The sequence below is a fragment of the Desmonostoc vinosum genome (genome assembly GCF_059505385.1).
In genome coordinates this window covers 1-18,299 of sequence record NZ_JCACKM010000072.1, presented here as the reverse complement: position 1 = coordinate 18,299, position 18,299 = coordinate 1, and the positions used below count along the sequence as shown (strand labels likewise).

The following is an 18,299-nucleotide window of genomic DNA, read 5'->3' as shown; positions in this document are numbered from 1 at the left end:
CTTGAAGACATGGGATTACCGCAATTTTTTTGCTCTCTATAGAACCATAGTAGGGATTTGATTGTGTTTCTGAATATGTATAAGTGTATCTAAATTTAAGATTTTTGTTATAAAAATTGAGCCATGTTGCCAGCGATCGCCAGTTAACTTGGGATAGATTGTTTAAAATGAGCGTGAATCAAAGTAGCAATTATTAAAATTTGATTTGGAAATAATCAAGCTGGGAAAATTTGAGCCATATTGCACTATATAAGAAGGAATGCCAAATTTTTGAATCCCTAAAATAAGCCGAAGACGAAGATGCAAAATTTGGGAATCAATTGAGGATGTGCAACATGTAACCCTGTGTGCAACTATCTGAGACTGTAACATCCGCACATCGGCAAGTTAAGGCTTTGCCAGAAAAACTAAGAGCAAGAGAGCAAAAGTTCCAAGTTCAATCTACAAGTACAAAGCCGTTGTTGATAGTTCCCACATCGGCACTATGAATACGGAACTTACCGCATTGGGTAAATAGCTTACTTAGTAGAGATTTAGGTATTTATATCTAGGAGATTTCATGAGAATAGCAGTTGCTAAAGAAATTGAAGTTTGTGAGCGTCGTGTGGCATTAATTCCTGATACTGTTGCCCGATTGGTAAAGCAAGGTTTGGAAGTGTGGGTAGAAACAGGTGCAGGAGAGCGATCTTTTTTTAGTGATACTGCTTATGAAGCAGCAGGGGCTAAAATTATCCACGATACAGCAACATTATGGGGCGAAGCAGATATTTTACTGAAAGTTAGCCCTCCTCAAGAAAGAGAAAATGGACGCTCAGAAATCGAATTGCTGCGGGAAGGTGCTGTATTAATCAGCTTCCTCAATCCTTTAGGAAATCCTGTGGTAGCACAGCAACTGGCAGATAAGAAAGTAACAGCCTTGAGTATGGAACTGATCCCCCGTACTACCAGGGCACAAAGTATGGATGCTTTGTCTTCGCAAGCATCCTTAGCAGGTTACAAGTCAGTATTGATTGCTGCTGCCGCATTACCCAAATATTTCCCCATGTTAACCACAGCCGCAGGCACGATCGCCCCTGCTAAAGTATTTATCATGGGTGCAGGTGTGGCAGGATTGCAAGCGATCGCCACCGCTAGACGTTTGGGGGCAGTGGTAGAAGCCTTTGATATCCGTCCGGCTGTGAAGGAAGAAGTGCAAAGCTTAGGGGCGAAATTCGTCGAAGTCAAGCTAGAAGAAGAAACAGCCACCACTGGTGGTTACGCTAAAGAAATTTCCGAAGCTAGCAAACAACGCACCCAAGAAGTTGTGGCCGAACACGTCAAAAATGCCGATGTCGTAATTACTACTGCCCAAGTACCTGGCAAACAAGCACCACGGCTCGTCACAGAGGAAATGGTGGCACAAATGAAACCAGGTTCAGTAATTGTAGATTTAGCTGCTGAGCAAGGCGGTAACTGTGCCTGCACCGAACCCGGTAAAGATATCGTCTGGAATGGCATCACCATCATCGGGCCGATTAATCTCCCTTCATCGATGCCAGTCCACGCCAGCCAATTGTATGCCAAGAACTTGACATCGTTAATGCAACTGTTAATCAAAGACAAAGCTTTGTTCGTCAACTTTGCTGACGATATTGTCGATGCAGCTTGCATTACCCACGCAGGTGAAATTCGCAATCAACGCGTACGCGATGCCCTACAATCTGTCAGCAGCGTAGGCGCAGCATAAATTAGGGAACAGTTATCAATGAACAGTAAGGAATAGGGAATTGGCAGCATTTTTCATCCATTCCCCATTCCCCAGTACCCTTATTCCCCATTCCCCAAGAGGAGTTTTTTGAATGTCGGAAGCATTACTTGCTGCTTTGTTTGTATTTGTTTTGGCGTCTTTTATCGGTTTTGAAGTCATCAACAAAGTCCCACCCACTCTGCACACGCCTTTAATGTCGGGATCAAATGCGATTTCTGGAATTGCTGTACTTGGGGCGATAGTAGCTTCTGGTGCTAGAGAGACAAGCGTCGCAGTGATTCTCGGTTTGATTGCTGTGGTATTGGCAACAGTTAACGTTGTGGGTGGCTTTCTCGTCACAGACAGAATGCTGCAAATGTTCAAGAAAAAGGAGATTAAGGCGTGAGCGACTTTTTACCAACTGGGATTCAGCTGACGTACTTAGTCGCTGCGTCTTTATTTATTCTGGGTTTGAAAAAGCTGGGATCACCTGCTACAGCTAGGAACGGTAACGTCATCGCCGCAGTGGGAATGTTACTGGCAATCGTAGCGACAATGCTGGATCAGCATGTGTTGAATTACGAGATGATTGTGTTGGGCTTGGCGATTGGTTCGGTGATTGGTGCGATCGCAGCCTACAAAGTACAAATGACAGAAATGCCCCAAATGGTGGGTTTACTCAACGGTTTGGGCGGTGCAGCTTCGGCATTGGTTGCTGTGGCTGAATTCTGGCGGTTGTTGGGGAATTCTCAACCAATACCCCTAGATGTCAACATTTCTATGTTGTTGGATGTGTTGATTGGTGGTGTTACCTTCACAGGTAGTTTTCTTGCCTTTGCAAAATTGCAAGGTTTAATTAGTGGTTCACCAATTACATTCCCGTTTCAGCAACCATTTAACTTGTTGCTGTTGGGTACTTATGTGTTAGGTAGTGCCTACTTAATTGTCACACCAGACAGCCTACCAATATTCTTGGCAGTGGTTGCCGTTTCTTTGGTGTTGGGTGTAATGTTCGTCATCCCCATTGGTGGTGGTGATATGCCCGTAGTAATTTCGCTGTTAAACTCTTTATCTGGAATAGCCGCCGCCGCCGCCGGGTTTGTGGTGATGAATAATATGTTGATCATCGCAGGGGCGTTGGTGGGTGCATCGGGGATCATCCTCACCGAAATTATGTGTAAGGCAATGAACCGTTCGCTATTTAGCGTACTGTTCAGTGCTTTTGGTACAGCAGGTGCTGCTGGCGGTGGTGCTGGCAGTGCTGCTATAGATCAAACCGTCCGCAGCATTGATCCCGAAGAAGGAGCGATGATGTTGGGTTATGCTCGTTCTGTGGTGATTGTACCTGGTTATGGGATGGCTGTCGCACAAGCACAGCACAGTGTACGCGAACTGTCAGATCAGTTAGAACGGATGGGTGTTGATGTTAAGTATGCGATTCACCCTGTTGCGGGTAGAATGCCGGGACACATGAATGTGTTGCTGGCTGAGGCGAATGTGCCCTATACCCAGCTATATGACATGGATGATATTAATCCCCAGTTTGAGCAAGCGGATGTGGCTTTAGTGATTGGGGCAAATGATGTGGTAAATCCGGCGGCGCGGAGTGATACAAATAGTCCGATTTATGGTATGCCGATTTTGGAAGTAGATCGGGCGAAGCAAACAATTGTGATTAAGCGCGGGATGAGTACAGGTTTTGCTGGTGTAGATAATGAGTTGTTCTACAAGGATAAAACTACGATGCTATTTGGCAGCGCCAAAGATATGGTGTCGAAATTGGTGTCTGAGGTGAAGCAGTTGTAAACCGCCAAGAACGTCAAGAACGCCAAGGAAAGAAAGAAGTTTAATAGAGTGGGCTTGCTTTGGGAATGTTTTTCCTGAAGCAAGCTTTTTGTTTATTCTAGAGTGTGTTAGGCGTATATTTTGATCTAGTTTGTTGCGAAAAACTTAATATTTAACACCTAACGCACTGCTAAATAACACGGTGCGCGATCGCCAAGCCATAACACAACGGCAATTAAGCCAGAGGAATATCCACATCGCTTTTTGCCTCCTTTGCTTAAGATTTACTTGATAAATGGTCTATAATGCCCTTAATTTACTTATCATTACTAGTCGTATAAAAGAGGCTGAGAATCATGAAATTGGGAGCTATTAATCACATAGCTTTAACAGTATCTAATTTAAACAAATCTGAAGATTTTTATAATGAGCTATTGGGATTTTTAGGTTATGAGCAAGGAGAAAAAACAGAGCATTTAATCCTCTGGGCATCTGCTAGTGGTGTCATTACTATTTCTTTGGCTAATCCTCAATCAGCAAATAAAAATCACGATCGCTACTCTCCAGGATTACATCATCTAGCTTTTAGTGCAGATCATCGAGAACAAGTAGATCAACTTTACAAATTGCTGATTGAACGGGGAGTTGAGATTCTTGATCCTCCCAACGAATACAATTATATGCCTGGTTACTACGCGGTATATTTCTTAGATCCAGATGGCATCAAGTTGGAGTTAACATATATCCCCAATTGGCCACCAGAATCTTAATAAAAAGGGTGTAGGGATCAAGGAAGTAAAAAAGCTGGGGAAGCTGGGGAGGCTGGGGGAGAAATAACAAACACTCAACTCAGCACGGGCTAAACGCCCCGCTATCGCGCTTCAGCACTCATCACTCCCAATTCCCAATTCCCCATTCCCAATTCCCTACTAAAGTATCTGTTCGCCACCCTACTTTTTTAAGTAGATTAGCACTCATAGACTATCCAAGGACAGTTATGACTACTTTTGAACCCTCAAGCGAAGATTTAGTGCTGGTTGCTGGTGGTACTGGTGGGGTGGGACAACTTGTGGTAGGTAAGCTGCTAGAGAAAGGTTTGAAAGTTCGTGTGCTAACACGTAATGCCGCAAAAGCTTCAGAAATGTTCAATCAAAGAGTGGAAACAGTCGTTGGTGATATACGTCAACCGGCTACACTCCCCGCAGCGATGCAAAACGTTACTCATATCATCAGCTGTGCTGGAACTACAGCCTTCCCCTCAAAAAAATGGGAGTTTGATCAATCTCCAAATTTGATTGAATGGATCAGCGCTTTTCTTAACCCTAAATCTAGTCAAGCAAAAGCCAAGAACAGTCCAGCTAATCTTGATGCTGAAGGTGTAAGTAACTTAGTAGCAGCAGCACCTCAAAACTTGCAGCGATTCGTTTTTGTCTCTTCTTGTGGTATTTTGCGTAAAGATCAGCTACCTTGGAGCATTCTCAACACCTATGGCGTACTAGATGCCAAACAAAAAGGTGAAGAAGCGATCGCCACTTCCGGATTACCTTACACTATTATCCGTCCAGGACGCCTCATAGACGGGCCATACACGTCATATGACCTCAACACCCTGCTGAGGGCAAAAACAAACGGCAAGTATGATGTAGTGTTAGGCATAGGTGATACATTGTCAGGTGATGCCAGCCGCATTGATGTCGCCACAGCTTGCGTAGAATGCATTTTTCATCCCAATACTTCCGGGAAAACTTTTGAAATAGTCAACAAAGGATCTAGACCACCGATGATTGATTGGGGAATACTTTTTGCTCAGGTGTAGGGAATGGGGACTAGGGAACTCGGGGCTCCGGAGGGAGTGGGGAATTGGTTATTTTTCCTCATCCCCCTCATCCTTGCCAAAAAAATGGGGACAAAAATTACCGATATTGACGATTAAACTCAATTACTTAGGCGATCGCTGTTTTTTTGCTCTTGGCGTTCTCAGTGACTCTGTGGATTGTCGCTTCTAAAGGCGGCAAACACCACATTAGCGTTACGGTTCACCCTAATTACTCATAGTATTAATTCTCATACATTAGACGAAGTGAAAGAAAATCAATTCATGAACCTACTAAACACATTGTTTAGATTAACCGTCCCAATTGAGGTTCGGGAAACCACCCTTCATGGACTGGCTACAACTGAGTTTCAGTATATATATCAGCCTTCATAGTGCTGGAGTTAAAACTCCAGCAGGTAAACAAAGGTATTCATGCTGAACTAGCTGAATTATTAATCCAGTAGGTTCAAAATTTAGTCCTTTATACTCCCATTCTTTTTTTGTAGTTATACGGAGCCAGCACCTAAAATGGCAAAAGCAGTTGGAATTGACTTAGGTACGACTAACTCCTGCGTAGCAGTGATGGAAGGTGGTAAACCTACAGTAATAGCTAACGCAGAAGGTTTTCGCACAACGCCATCGGTGGTTGCATTTGCGAAAAATGGCGATCGCTTGGTTGGTCAAATCGCCAAACGCCAAGCGGTGATGAACCCCGAAAATACGTTTTACTCTGTCAAGCGCTTCATCGGACGCCGCTACGACGAAGTAACTAAAGAAACTACTGAAGTTTCTTACAAAGTGTTAAGTAGCAATGGTAACGTTAAATTAGACTCCCCAGGTGCTGGTAAGCAATTTGCTCCTGAAGAAATTTCCGCACAAGTTCTTCGCAAACTAGTAGAAGATGCTAGTAAATACCTCGGTGAAACCGTTACCAAAGCTGTAATTACCGTTCCCGCATACTTCAACGACTCCCAGCGTCAAGCAACAAAAGACGCTGGTAAAATTGCTGGTATCGAAGTTCTCCGGATTATCAACGAACCAACCGCCGCTTCTCTAGCATACGGATTCGACAAGAAGAGTAACGAAACTATCCTAGTCTTTGACCTTGGTGGTGGTACCTTCGACGTATCTGTACTAGAAGTAGGTGACGGCGTGTTTGAAGTACTAGCTACTTCTGGCGATACTCACCTCGGTGGTGACGACTTTGACAAGAAAATCGTTGACTTCCTCGCTGAAAAGTTCAAGAAAGATGAAGGTATTGAACTACGCAAAGATAGACAAGCTCTGCAACGTCTAACTGAAGCCGCAGAAAAAGCCAAAATTGAGCTTTCCAGCGTCACCCAAGCCGAAATCAACCTACCATTCATCACAGCTACTCAAGACGGGCCGAAGCACTTAGATACAACCCTAACTCGCGCCAAGTTCGAGGAACTCTGCTCTGACTTAATCGACCGTTGTCGCATTCCTGTTGAGAACGCGCTACGGGATGCCAAGTTAAACAAAGGCGACATTGATGAGGTCGTGTTAGTTGGTGGTTCTACCCGTATCCCTGCTGTACAGCAGGTTGTGAAACAGATATTAGGTAAAGACCCCAACCAAAGCGTTAACCCTGATGAAGTTGTAGCCGTTGGTGCAGCTATTCAAGCAGGTGTGTTAGAGGGTGATGTTACAGGAATCTTGTTGTTAGACGTAACTCCTCTGTCTTTGGGTGTAGAAACCTTGGGCGGTGTAATGACCAAAATTATCCCCCGCAACACTACAATTCCTACCAAGAAATCAGAAGTTTTCTCCACCGCTGTCGATGGTCAAACCAACGTAGAAATTCACGTCCTCCAAGGGGAGCGGGAATTTGCTAACGACAATAAGAGCTTGGGAACCTTCCGCCTTGATGGCATTCCCCCAGCACCACGCGGCGTACCACAAATTGAAGTTACCTTTGATATCGACGCCAACGGTATTCTCAACGTCACCGCCAAAGATAAAGGTACTGGTAAAGAACAGTCTATCAGTATCACTGGTGCTTCCACTCTGGATAAGACTGATGTTGACCGCATGGTAAGAGAAGCCGAACAAAACGCTTCTGCCGATAAAGATCGTCGTGAAAAGATTGAACGCAAGAACCAAGCCGATTCTTTGGCATACCAAGCCGAGAAGCAGTTACAAGAATTGGGTGACAAAGTACCCGATGCTGACAAGACAAAGGTTGAAGGTTTGGTAAAAGAACTGCGGGAAGCAGTTGCCAAAGAAGATGATGAGCAAATTAAGAAGCTCACGCCAGAACTGCAACAAGCGTTATTTGCAGTTGGTAGCAACATCTATCAACAAGCTGGCGGTGCTGCACCTGGTACTGAACCTCAAGATGGTGGCTCTACTTCTACCTCTTCTGGTAGTGGTGATGATGTAATTGATGCTGATTTCACTGAAAGCAAATAATTCCTACACCTTTGTGGGAATATATTGTGCCCTTGCCTCATATCACCCATCCAGACAAGTATCTGGGTGGGGATTTTTTTGGGTTACGAATTATGAACTGGTACTAATTCTGGGTGTTCAATTTTAGTACCAAGAACTTTGAGAAATTCTGCCAACCAACGAGGATGAGCTGGCCAAGCTGGTGCTGTTATTAAGTTGCCATCCACTATCGCTTCATCAACTGAGATATTGACATAAATACCTCCAGCGCTATTAACATCTGGACTACAAGCAGGATAAGCTGTACATCTTTTGCCTTGCAGCACATCAGCAGCTGCCAGTAACTGTAAACCATGACAGATGGCAGCAATGGGTTTATTTGCTTGAGCAAAATGACGAGTAATATCCAGTACCTGCTGATTTAGGCGGATGTATTCTGGTGCCCTGCCTCCTGGAATAACTAAGGCGTCGTAAGTAGAAGCTTCTATTTCCGTAAATGTGGCATTGAGGGCAAAGTTGTGACCAGGCTTTTCGCTGTATGTTTGGTCTCCTTCAAAGTCGTGAACTGCTGTTCGTACTTTGTCACCAGCTTTTTTGTTTGGGCAGACTGCATGAACGGTGTGTCCTACCATTTGCAGAGCCTGAAATGGAACCATTACTTCATAATCTTCTACGTAATCCCCAACGAGCATCAAAATTTTTTTGGTAGCCATGTTTTTGATATCCGTACTTATTTAGCTAATGGATTAATGGTTAAAAGCCAAGAGTCATAATTAATTATTTTGAACTTTGGACTATTAACTATCAACTAAATGAAATTCTGCCATAGCTCTGGGGAAGTTTTTGTTTTCGTGTCCTGAACGACTAAGCTTAATCAAAGCAAAACGTTGCAAGGGAGTCAAAGATTCCCATTGTTGCAGTGTCAGGATTATGCCTATTTCTTGAGCTTTTTCTTGAATGCTAGCTGGTACGGTAGTAGAGTCTAACCATGCAGGATCAGTTTCGATGGTTAATTTGGCGACTGGTGTGCCGGTTTGTTGTAAAACTAGTTGCTCAATATACTCTTGATAAAACTTAATTTCTGTTTCTGTGTTGCAAGGTAATTCAACTAAAGTTTCACGCTCGGCTTGAGTCATGTGATTCCAATCTGATAATTTTAGCTTGATACCAGATGTATCTAGCTTGTATCGCACTTGCATAGGTATGCAACGAAGAGAATCGACAAAATCTGTTTCAAATTCAAAGAAGTTTCCCATAATATAAAAATAAACTCCTCCTTTACTATTCCCTGTTCCCTGTTCCTTAGAAGATGTTTTAAAAGTTTTGGGTAAATTCTATTCGCTACTACACAAAGCTTAGTCCACCTCCGTGAACTAACCAAAAGTTATGTCTTTCAAACCGACAGAGGTGGGTTGTGTCTGTGTAGCGGCGATTTCTAATCGCTTTATAAATATCCTCTAAAATTGATTCTAATCTGTTTACCTGGAGTTACTCAAACGAATGAGCATATAACTAATTGATAAAGCGAGAACGGCAATCCCCAAGCCAATGATATCAATACCTGTTACTTTTTCTAAATCAAGAATAATAATTTTTCTAGCCACAGCAATTAAAGAGGTAACAATTACTAACTCAACTTGAAAAACATGTCTTCGCAGATAAGCTGTGATATTTTCTAAAATTTCTAAAGCAATTAAAATATTGAGAAATAAACCAAAGACCTTGAATAATGTTGTGTTAATTTTTCCATAGGGTGTGGTAAATATTTCCTTAAAAATAAATATCCCTAAATCGACGATCGCGACTAAAATTACTACGATCATTAAGAATGATAATACTTTAGAAACTATCACTTCTAAGTGTTCAACAATGTGCATGAACTGCTCATCTTTGGTAATTCCTAAAATTAGTTTGATTAATTTTCTCATCTGCTACACCCAGTTTTAGAGTAAAAAACAAAAAGATAAAAGAAAAATCCTATAGACGACTCTAAAGGATTAAAAAATAACTCTTTTGCATTTTCCCTAATTTTAAGTCATTAGTTACTAGGAATTTTATTTTTTAAGAAATGGCAATAAATCAGAGCTAATAGATACTAATCAATAGTAGAGAATCAGAAAACCAAATTATTCCTATCGACTATTAGCTATGGATGATTAGCTAACTTATTTATTACCAATTTTTGATTTTTCGGTATAGTTAACAACTTACCACTGTGAGGACTGAAGTTGATAATTCTTGACTATGACTTCTACAGAAATGGGTAGGAGTTGTACTGCACAGGCTTTTAATTCTGGTTGCAGAGAATCGGGACAAGATTCTGGATGGGTGAGGGCGTTAGCTTCGGCCTCGTCTGCCCACAGTGCGCCCCAGTGCATAGGGACAAAAACTGTACCAGGTGCGATCGCTTTTGTAATTTTAGTCAAAAACTTGGCTTTACCTCGACGCGATCGCACTTCTACCCAAGAATTATCTGCGATTTCTAACTGAGCAGCATCACGAGGATGGATTTCAATAAAAGGTTCGGGGTGCATAGCGCGAATTTTTTCAATGCGACCGGTGCGTGTCTGAGTGTGCCAGTGTCCGTAAAGTCGCCCATTAGTCAATACAAAGGGATAATTGGGATCGGGTGGTTCTGCTAGTCCACGTGAGTAATACGCACCAAACCGGGCACGTCCATCAGGGGTGGGGAAGCGGAGATTAGTGTAAAGTCTTTTAGAGGGAGTAGGGGTACAATCTTCCCCACTCCCGACTCCCGACTCCCCACTCCCCTCTTTGGGGTGAGGCCATTGGGTGGGGCCTTGTGCCTGCAATTGTGCATGACTGATAGCTGTCATATTGCAGGGGCGATCGCTTGTCAATTGCACAAATTCCGCATAAACTTCAGCAGAGTTAGCAAAGGCAAATTCTCCCTTAAAGCCCAATCTCCGACCAACTTCGGCAAAAATTTCCCAATCTGGTTTCGCTTCTCTGGGTGGTTGGCGGAATGCTGCACACAGAGTTACCATGCGTTCAGAGTTGGTCATTACGCCTGTTTTCTCACCCCACTGGGCAGCTGGTAGCAAGACGTGAGCATAAGCAGCGGTTTCTGTGGGGTAGTAAGCGTCTTGGTAGATGGTGAAAGGCGATCGCAACAAAGCCTTTTTAGTCCGCTCTAAATCTGGCATACTTACAGCTGGGTTAGTGGCAGCAATCCACAGTACACTCACACTGCCATCTTCTAACCCAGTAATCATATCCCAAGTAGTTAAACCAGGATTGGGCGAAATCTGTCCTGATTTTAATCCCCACAATTTTTCAACTTCCGCCCGGTGCTGAGAATTTTTGACCAATCGATAGCCCGGCAATAAATGCGCTAAACCCCCGGCTTCTCGTCCTCCCATGGCATTTGGTTGACCGGTGAGGGAAAACGGCCCTGCCCCCGGCTTACCAATTTGCCCCGTCATCAGATGCAAGTTGATGATAGTTCTTACCTTGGCTGTACCCTCACTTGATTGATTCACACCCATCGACCACAACGATAATACCCGCTGAGATTGACCCCAATACTTGGCTGCTGTCTCTAAATCTTCAATGCTGATCCCACATTGACGTGCTACTACTTCTGGAGGATAGTGGCGAATCACCTCGGCGTATGCGGGAAAATTACTGGTGCAATCGTCGATAAATCCAGTATCAATATAGTTCCAACGCATCAACAAGTGAGCGATGCCATTTAATAAGTCGATGTCTGTACCGGGACGAATAGCTAAGTGTAAATCTGCGGCTTCGGCGGTTGGTGTCCGTCGGGGATCAACTACAACCATTTTGACTTTACGGTTTTTTCTGTGGTATTTCTCCAGCCTATTGAAAACGATGGGATGACACTCGGCTGTGTTAGTACCAATTAAAAATGCACAGTCAGTTAACTCCAAGTCTTCATAACAGCAAGGGGGGCCATCTGAGCCAAAACTTTGAATGTACCCAGCCACAGCACTAGACATACATAAACGAGAGTTGGCATCAAAATTATTAGTCCCTAAACAGCCTTTGAGAAGCTTCTGAGCAATGTAGTAATCTTCGGTCTGAAACTGGCCAGAACCATACATACATATGGCTTCTGGCCCTTGGGTAAAGCGCACAGTTTGAATGCGATTCGTGATGAGATCAAACGCTTCATCCCAACTCACCCGACGAAACTCTTGGTCTAGGGAGTCTCTGACCATCGGGTAATGTAATCTATTTTTATCTAAAGACTCAGCGATCGTTGCACCTTTAACACAAACCATACCCTGACTAGATGGGTGTGCTTTGTCACCCCGCACCCGCCAAATTGGATTTCCTTGACTATCTCGATGAGTTGGTTTGCCAGGTTGTGCTGGAGGCGAAACTTCTAGCCCACAACCAACACCACAGTAAGGACAAAGGGTTTTGGTAAATTCACTCATGGTAGTTTGTGTTCGCTGATTTTATAAATTTTGAAAGCTGAAATTTTTTAATAAAAGGGAACTGGGAACAGTGTTCAAGTTGTGATTTTAAAAAAATTGGACGACTTCAGTTGATAAAAAGTCACAAATAATTTACTTAATTGTTAGTAATTACCTACAGTCGTATTTCTACTTATTAGATATCATTCAAGACTAATAAAATGTTCTTCGTGATACTTTTTTAAGTATTTGCATAGCTTTCATCTATATCAATAAATAATAAGTATTTGTCTAATTATTGATATTTTTTCGTCAAAACTTGTCAAATTTACTCATAAATCAAACGTTAACTTTTCCTCAAGCTTATTAGTGTCAATGTATATAAAACCCACTATGCTAATTAGTGAGTTTTATATTTTCAGAATGCAATTATTGCGAATTTTATTCTTCTGCTAGAATTGCAGAGCTTTTAGTTGCTGTTTCTGGTAATTCACCTTCATAAGCAGGAGCGAAAGAACCTTGGGGTTCTTTAAGGAAGAAGGCGCACATAAACGCGCAAACCAGAGCAGCTATACCCATTGTGGTGAATAGTGTTGCTGGATTGGTTAAGCTGTAAATTGTTAGATAAACTACACCACCAAAGTTGCCGTAAGCTCCAACATTGCCAGCTATTTGTCCGGTAGCTTCTTTTTTAATTAGGGGTACAATTCCGTAGGTTGCACCACAACCAGCTTGGGCAAAGTAGGCAGCAAACATAGTGACTGCGATCGCTAGTGGAATTGGCCAGCTACTATTAATGAAATGCGCCATCAAATAGCCAACACCAATACCAGCCGAGATAATTGTCATTGTCCATTTTCGTGAGCCAAACTTATCAGAAATTACGCCCCCACTAGGACGAGAAACTAAGTTTAAAAATGGATAGGTAGCAGCAATCATCCCAGCGACTACATGTTCTAAACCAAAAGTTTTTTCAAAAAATGCCGGCAACATGGAAACGGCTGCCAATTCTGAACCAAAGTTAGTTACATATGTGAATTCCAGTAAAGCAACTTGACCGAATTGATAGCGTTCCGAAGCAGCGTAAATTTTCTTTCCAGTTAAAAGTTCTTTATTTACTTGCCAAGCTTTGTAGGTTTGGTAAGCAAATAATCCTAACAATGCTATCCAAGCCAAATACATTTGGCTCAAAGTGAGAAAGTGAATATTTTTTTGTTCTAAACGCCAAGCTAATAAACCCAAGGCAAAAATTAAACCAAAATTGGAGATAATCATTGCCCAAAAGCTTTTAACACTGGTTACTTCCAAAGAGCCATTTTTCTTGGGTCGTTTGTAAACTTTGCCAGCAGGTGTATCTTGAACACTGTTATAGTAAATGACGCCGTAAACAGCAGCTACAATCCCTGTAAAAGCGATCGCAAAACGCCAGTTAGAAGCACCACCAGCCAAAAAGCCAGTAGAAACTGCAATCATTGGTAGGGCAAACTCTGCCCCGAAAGCACCAAAGTTTCCCCAACCGCCATAGATACCTTGGGCAGTTCCCATTTCCTTGGGTGGGAACCACTCTGACACCATGCGAATACCCACAACAAACCCAGATCCGACAATCCCCATCAGTAGGCGACTGATGACTAGTTGATTAAAGTTTTGTGATAACGCCGTTGCCAAACAGGGAACAGCAGCAAAAATCAACAACATCGAATAGGTAATTCTGGGGCCAAAACGATCTAACAGCATCCCGATAATTAGTCGCGCTGGAATCGTCAAAGCAAGGTTACAAATCCCCAAGGTTTTAATTTGCTCAGGTGCTAGCTGTAGTTGTTTACCGATAGTTGTTGCAAAGGGAGCAAAGTTAAACCAACAGACAAAGGTAAGAAAGAAAGCAAACCAAGTCTGATGCAAAATACGGTAACGACCATTCCATGAAAACAATCCTTTAAGCATTCAACCTTCCTCAAAAAAATTGCATAGATCAACTGTGGGCAATGGTTTAATTGCCTGAATTGGGAGTGGGGAGTAGGGAGTGGGGAATTGCGAATTAGTTATTTCTCCCTCATCCCCCAGTTGGTGAGTTTCGGCTACGCTCAACTACCGCGAAGTCGAAGTGCATCTCTCTAAACTGCGGCTACTTCTCGTAAACGTGCGCCGAATTGCTCAATTAGCATTGTTCGCAATACTGGCTGCAAGTCTTCACAGGGTATACCTTTGGTAATGCAAGTTCCTAAATGAGCTTCTTTGCCGACTTTGCCACCCATATAGATGTCAACACCTTCAACTGTTTTGCCATTTTTGCGAGTTTTAGTTCCCATCAAACCGATATCGGCTACTTGGGGTTGTCCACAGGAGTTAGGGCAACCCGTCCAGTGAATTCGCACTGGTTGAGTCAGAATTAACTCTGCTTCTAATGCTTTGATCATTGCCAAAGCACGGTTTTTGGTTTCAATGAGGGCAAAGTTACAAAATTGTGCGCCTGTGCAAGAAACTAGCGATCGCGTCAATAAACCAGGGTTAAGAGAAAATCTTTCTAGTATTGACTCTGTAAACAATGTTGCTAAACGTGAGTCAGTAATATTGGGGATGATAATATTTTGTTCAACCGTAAGCCGGATTTCCCCACTGCCGTAAACCTCTGCCAGACGAGCAATTTCAAACATATCGTGGGCATATAATCTACCAACAGGAACATTCAAACCCACATAGTTTAAATCATTTTGTTTCTGTTTATACACACCAACATGGTCGCGCTTTTCCCAGTCGATTTCATCTTTGGCGGCTGCACTGATCAGTGATTTACCTAAACGCTGTTCCACTTCTTGGCGAAATTTGTCCAAACCCCATTCATCAATTAGCCACATCAAGCGAGCTTTTTGCCGATTTGCCCTCAAGCCGTGGTCACGAAAAACTTCTAAAACGGCTCGACATACAGCAACCACATCCTCTGGAGGTACCCAAGCGTTCAAGGGAATCGCCGCCTCACAGCGCTTGGCTGAGAAAAAGCCTCCTACTATGATGTTGAAGCCGAATACTTTTTGGGGAGTAGGGAGTAGGGAGTAGGGAGTAGAGAATTCTTCACCACTCCCCTCTCTGAAGGCTGGCACAAAAGCTAAGTCATTGATTTCGGCGTGGACTGAATTGTCTCGTCCCCCTGTGATGGCAATATTAAACTTGCGTGGTAGATTGGTAAACTCTGGATTCCCTTGCCCTTTGTTGGTGAGGATGTCTTGAATTTGCTGCACCAATTCTCGCGTGTCATACAACTCATCAGCGTCTAACCCAGCGATGGGATCGCCTGTGATGTTGCGGACGTTATCCATCCCTGATTGCACACTCGTTAAACCAACTGCGTGAAGTTTATTAAAGATATCTGGTAAATCTTCAATTCTAATGCCCCGCAATTGGATATTTTGCCTGGTGGTAATGTCAGCGTTGCCGTCATCTCCATAACGCTGTACCACCTCTGCTAAAGCACGCATCTGACTACTCGTGAGGATACCATTGGGTATCCGCATCCGCATCATAAACTTGCCTGGAGTCACTGGACGAAAAAATACACCTACCCACTTGAGTCGATGATCGCGGTCTGTTTCATCCATTGCTTCCCAGCCCAAGGCAGCAATTTTCTCTATCTCATCCTTGATGGCAAGTCCATCTTTTTCGGCTTTGAATTTCTCGAACTTATTAAGGCTGGTGGTGGTAGTTGCTGTATCTGTCATGAGCTGACTCTGATTGCAAATTACTTAAAATTTTTGTATTCAAGGGCGTTCTCTGTTGACTTACCTGCTACTTGAGCATCAGTTAAGATGCTTATCCTTTTGGCTGAACGCGACTTCGGCAATTTCTCAGAGAAAATTTGTATTGTTTTACATTTAATAAATTTGTCAAGAAGGCTTTGTTACTGTTTATGTAACAAATTCGATACTTCCAAGGTTAAGGCGACATTTTCGCTAAAATAGTATAAATAGCTACGAAATTTTAGTAAAATTGCGATAAATGTATCAAAAAGATGCGTTTTCTGCATGAGAAATGGTTAACATGCAATAAAAAAAGCCCCAGAACAAGGCTGTATAGTATTGCAGCTAAAGCTTAGAGCGATCGCAGCAGAATTCAATATAATTTTCAACAACTATGAAACGTCGTGATTTTATCTATTGGGTAGGTTTAGGTTGGCTAGCGAGTTCTTTGCCTGTTGCGATCGCAGCTTGTTCTTCTCAAACAACCGCACCTAAATCCTCTGCATCTGGTGGTTGGCAAACGGTAGGTACTTCCGCAGAATTAGATCAAACTGGTCAATTGCTAGCGAAAAACTCACCCGTAGGGCCAGTGTTGGTAGTGGGCAAATCGACAGACACCAATCTCACAGCCGTTAATCCTACTTGTACTCATGCAGGTTGCACTGTAGCATGGCAAGCACAGGCAAAGAAATTCTCCTGTCCCTGTCATGGTTCAGAATATGGAATCGATGGTAAGGTGCAAAGAGGGCCAGCCACAACAGCACTCAAAACTTATGCTGCCAAAATTGAACGTAATTCAGTTGTAGTCAAGCCAGCTTAGTATGGAGAGTAGGGAGTGGGGAATGGGGAATTAAGTATTAATATCAACCAAGTTTTGGTGCAAGCACAAGCAGCAGATGATGCGGCTGATTGGTCGTTGCTAACGCAATATTTACAACAGTTAATTTTAGAAACAGATTCTCAGCATCCAAAAATAGTTAAAAATCGAGAATATCTGCTGAAATTAGCACTAGCAGTTTTGGAAATGGGGGATTTTCAGCAGCGCTGGGAAATAACTAAGGTGTTGGTTCAATTGCAAGATATTGCTATCCCTCCACTCATCGAGATTTTAGATGATGCAGAAATAGAGGAAGAATTACGTTGGTACGCAGCTCGGATCTTAGGCGAATTTCCACATCCAGATGTGATTGCAGCTTTGATAGAAGTGTTAAAAGCTGATGAGGATGAAGAACTAAAAGCGATCGCAGCTACAGCATTAGGGCAAATGGGTACAATAGCGATCACTCCTTTAACGACACTCCTAAAAGAATCAGATACCAGGATTTTGGCAGTGCGATCGCTTGGTTGTATTCGGCAAACAGAGGCGATTACACCTTTGTTGAGTGTCGTGCAAGATCCCCAACCAGCTATTCGCGTCGCCGCCATTGAAGCCCTCAGCAACTTTCACGATCAACGTGTACCACCAGTATTAGTTAAGGCTTTAGATGATATTGCAGCCACAGTCAGACGTGCAGCAGTCATGGGTTTAGGTTTTCGTCCTGATTTATGTTCAGAATTAAATTTGGTAACAAAACTGCAACCCAGGCTTTATGACTTTAACTTAGAGGTTTGTTGTGCAGCCGCAGTTTCCCTCTCTCGGATGAATAATAACGATGCTGCTAAAACATTATTTCAGGTATTGATATCATCTCCAACACCGATACCGTTGCAACTCGAAATTATCCGCGCTTTGGGTTGGATGAATGCGTCATCTAGTTTGGTATATCTCCAACAAGCACTAAATCACAACTCGTCAGAGATCATCTGGCAGGAAATTGCTACAGTTTTAGGGCGAGTTCAAAAACCGCTGGCTACAGAAATTTTGCTAGAGATGCTGCAATCAAAGCATCCAGCCACAAAAGTTGGCAGTGTAAGTGTAAAAAATGCGATCGCTTTGTCTTTAGGGCAGTTAAATTATCCACAGGCAATTGAACCATTGATATTGTTGCTAGCAGATACAGATGCATCGGTAAGGCTACATGCGATCGCTGCTCTTAAAAATCTGGCTGGAGAGACTGCACAGCAAAGGTTACAGGAGTTAGCAAAGGATACTACACTCCCCTTAGATATCAAACAAGGAATAGCGATCGCCTTAGCAGAATGGTAGTAAGATTAGCGAAAAAATTTTCTACGATGTTTGATTTGCTTCCAACCAATTAAGTAAATCCTCAATGGCTGTAAAATCTAATAAAGCCTCGCCAAGAGCTTCTAATTGCTCTAGGGAAAGAGTTTGGATACGCCCTTGCACTTGTTGTGGTAACTCTCCTACTCGTCTTTGTAGTTGCCGTAGTACGAGTCTTTGCTCACCTTCTTGCTTACCTTCTTGCTTACCTTCTTGCTTACCCCGCTCGTAGCCAATGCGCTCGCCTGTGGTAATGTAGCTC

Annotated in this window: 16 protein-coding genes; 9 read left to right on the top strand and 7 right to left on the bottom strand. The window is 43.0% G+C overall.

Annotated elements, in window-relative coordinates:
* Positions 1–347: 347 nt before the first annotated feature.
* From AC5JMF_RS12730 to dnaK, 7 genes are all read left to right on the top strand, one after another.
* Positions 348–488 (top strand): hypothetical protein, encoded by a 141-nt coding sequence (locus AC5JMF_RS12730; RefSeq protein ID WP_495796086.1) that lies wholly within the window; start codon positions 348–350, stop codon positions 486–488.
* Between the two features lie 71 nt (positions 489–559).
* On the top strand, positions 560–1,726 hold the full coding sequence (locus AC5JMF_RS12725) for a Re/Si-specific NAD(P)(+) transhydrogenase subunit alpha (protein WP_495796085.1): 1,167 nt from the start codon (positions 560–562) through the stop codon (positions 1,724–1,726).
* 112 nt (positions 1,727–1,838) lie between these two features.
* Positions 1,839–2,132: an NAD(P) transhydrogenase subunit alpha part 2 gene (locus AC5JMF_RS12720; RefSeq protein ID WP_045872022.1), complete on the top strand. Its 294-nt coding sequence runs from the start codon at positions 1,839–1,841 to the stop codon at positions 2,130–2,132.
* On the top strand, positions 2,129–3,532 hold the full coding sequence (locus tag AC5JMF_RS12715) for an NAD(P)(+) transhydrogenase (Re/Si-specific) subunit beta (protein WP_495796084.1): 1,404 nt from the start codon (positions 2,129–2,131) through the stop codon (positions 3,530–3,532). Before AC5JMF_RS12720 ends, AC5JMF_RS12715 begins: the two co-directional genes overlap by 4 nt.
* A 335-nt stretch (positions 3,533–3,867) precedes the next feature.
* A complete protein-coding gene (locus AC5JMF_RS12710) occupies positions 3,868–4,281 on the top strand; it encodes a VOC family protein (protein WP_495796083.1) in 414 nt (137 codons plus the stop codon).
* A gap of 227 nt (positions 4,282–4,508) precedes the next feature.
* Positions 4,509–5,327: an SDR family oxidoreductase gene (locus AC5JMF_RS12705; RefSeq protein ID WP_495796082.1), complete on the top strand. Its 819-nt coding sequence runs from the start codon at positions 4,509–4,511 to the stop codon at positions 5,325–5,327.
* A 528-nt stretch (positions 5,328–5,855) separates the two neighbouring features.
* Positions 5,856–7,760, top strand: coding sequence for a molecular chaperone DnaK (gene dnaK, locus AC5JMF_RS12700; RefSeq protein WP_495796081.1), 1,905 nt, complete (start codon positions 5,856–5,858; stop codon positions 7,758–7,760).
* Between the two features lie 83 nt (positions 7,761–7,843).
* Here dnaK and AC5JMF_RS12695 read toward each other — a convergent pair whose 3' ends face one another.
* From AC5JMF_RS12695 to AC5JMF_RS12670, 6 genes are all read right to left on the bottom strand, one after another.
* Positions 7,844–8,452, bottom strand: coding sequence for a DJ-1/PfpI family protein (locus tag AC5JMF_RS12695; RefSeq protein ID WP_495796080.1), 609 nt, complete (start codon positions 8,450–8,452; stop codon positions 7,844–7,846).
* 84 nt (positions 8,453–8,536) lie between these two features.
* The gene (locus tag AC5JMF_RS12690) at positions 8,537–8,995 is read right to left on the bottom strand and encodes a nitrate reductase associated protein (RefSeq protein ID WP_495796079.1); all 459 of its coding nucleotides are present in this window, start codon (positions 8,993–8,995) and stop codon (positions 8,537–8,539) included.
* Between the two features lie 222 nt (positions 8,996–9,217).
* Positions 9,218–9,667: a phosphate-starvation-inducible PsiE family protein gene (locus tag AC5JMF_RS12685; RefSeq protein WP_495796078.1), complete on the bottom strand. Its 450-nt coding sequence runs from the start codon at positions 9,665–9,667 to the stop codon at positions 9,218–9,220.
* 279 nt (positions 9,668–9,946) lie between these two features.
* On the bottom strand, positions 9,947–12,166 hold the full coding sequence (locus tag AC5JMF_RS12680; RefSeq protein WP_495796077.1) for a molybdopterin oxidoreductase family protein: 2,220 nt from the start codon (positions 12,164–12,166) through the stop codon (positions 9,947–9,949).
* Positions 12,167–12,586: 420 nt separating this feature from the next.
* Complete coding sequence (locus AC5JMF_RS12675; RefSeq protein ID WP_495796076.1) at positions 12,587–14,089, bottom strand: NarK family nitrate/nitrite MFS transporter; 1,503 nt, start codon at positions 14,087–14,089, stop codon at positions 12,587–12,589.
* A 170-nt stretch (positions 14,090–14,259) separates the two neighbouring features.
* Positions 14,260–15,858 (bottom strand): ferredoxin--nitrite reductase, encoded by a 1,599-nt coding sequence (locus AC5JMF_RS12670; protein WP_495796075.1) that lies wholly within the window; start codon positions 15,856–15,858, stop codon positions 14,260–14,262.
* 412 nt (positions 15,859–16,270) lie between these two features.
* Here AC5JMF_RS12670 and AC5JMF_RS12665 point away from each other — a divergent pair, with 412 nt between their 5' ends.
* Positions 16,271–16,696: a QcrA and Rieske domain-containing protein gene (locus AC5JMF_RS12665; protein WP_495796074.1), complete on the top strand. Its 426-nt coding sequence runs from the start codon at positions 16,271–16,273 to the stop codon at positions 16,694–16,696.
* A 15-nt stretch (positions 16,697–16,711) separates the two neighbouring features.
* Positions 16,712–18,022, top strand: coding sequence for a HEAT repeat domain-containing protein (locus AC5JMF_RS12660; RefSeq protein WP_495796073.1), 1,311 nt, complete (start codon positions 16,712–16,714; stop codon positions 18,020–18,022).
* 21 nt (positions 18,023–18,043) lie between these two features.
* On the opposite strand, the gene AC5JMF_RS12655 is transcribed toward AC5JMF_RS12660, so the two are convergent.
* Positions 18,044–18,299 (bottom strand): DUF4351 domain-containing protein (locus tag AC5JMF_RS12655; RefSeq protein ID WP_495796072.1); only part of this gene is annotated, 256 nt, incomplete at its 5' end.

Bases quoted from the DNA above. Each gene is read 5' to 3' on its own strand.
- AC5JMF_RS12695 (WP_495796080.1), bottom strand. From the start codon at position 8,452: ATGGCTACCAAAAAAATTTTGATGCTCGTTGGGGATTACGTAGAAGAT.
- AC5JMF_RS12720 (WP_045872022.1), top strand. From the start codon at position 1,839: ATGTCGGAAGCATTACTTGCTGCTTTGTTTGTATTTGTTTTGGCGTCT.
- AC5JMF_RS12690 (WP_495796079.1), bottom strand. From the start codon at position 8,995: ATGGGAAACTTCTTTGAATTTGAAACAGATTTTGTCGATTCTCTTCGT.
- AC5JMF_RS12710 (WP_495796083.1), top strand. From the start codon at position 3,868: ATGAAATTGGGAGCTATTAATCACATAGCTTTAACAGTATCTAATTTA.
- dnaK (WP_495796081.1), top strand. From the start codon at position 5,856: ATGGCAAAAGCAGTTGGAATTGACTTAGGTACGACTAACTCCTGCGTA.
- AC5JMF_RS12665 (WP_495796074.1), top strand. From the start codon at position 16,271: ATGAAACGTCGTGATTTTATCTATTGGGTAGGTTTAGGTTGGCTAGCG.
- AC5JMF_RS12680 (WP_495796077.1), bottom strand. From the start codon at position 12,166: ATGAGTGAATTTACCAAAACCCTTTGTCCTTACTGTGGTGTTGGTTGT.
- AC5JMF_RS12670 (WP_495796075.1), bottom strand. From the start codon at position 15,858: ATGACAGATACAGCAACTACCACCACCAGCCTTAATAAGTTCGAGAAA.
- AC5JMF_RS12685 (WP_495796078.1), bottom strand. From the start codon at position 9,667: ATGAGAAAATTAATCAAACTAATTTTAGGAATTACCAAAGATGAGCAG.
- AC5JMF_RS12675 (WP_495796076.1), bottom strand. From the start codon at position 14,089: ATGCTTAAAGGATTGTTTTCATGGAATGGTCGTTACCGTATTTTGCAT.
- AC5JMF_RS12705 (WP_495796082.1), top strand. From the start codon at position 4,509: ATGACTACTTTTGAACCCTCAAGCGAAGATTTAGTGCTGGTTGCTGGT.
- AC5JMF_RS12725 (WP_495796085.1), top strand. From the start codon at position 560: ATGAGAATAGCAGTTGCTAAAGAAATTGAAGTTTGTGAGCGTCGTGTG.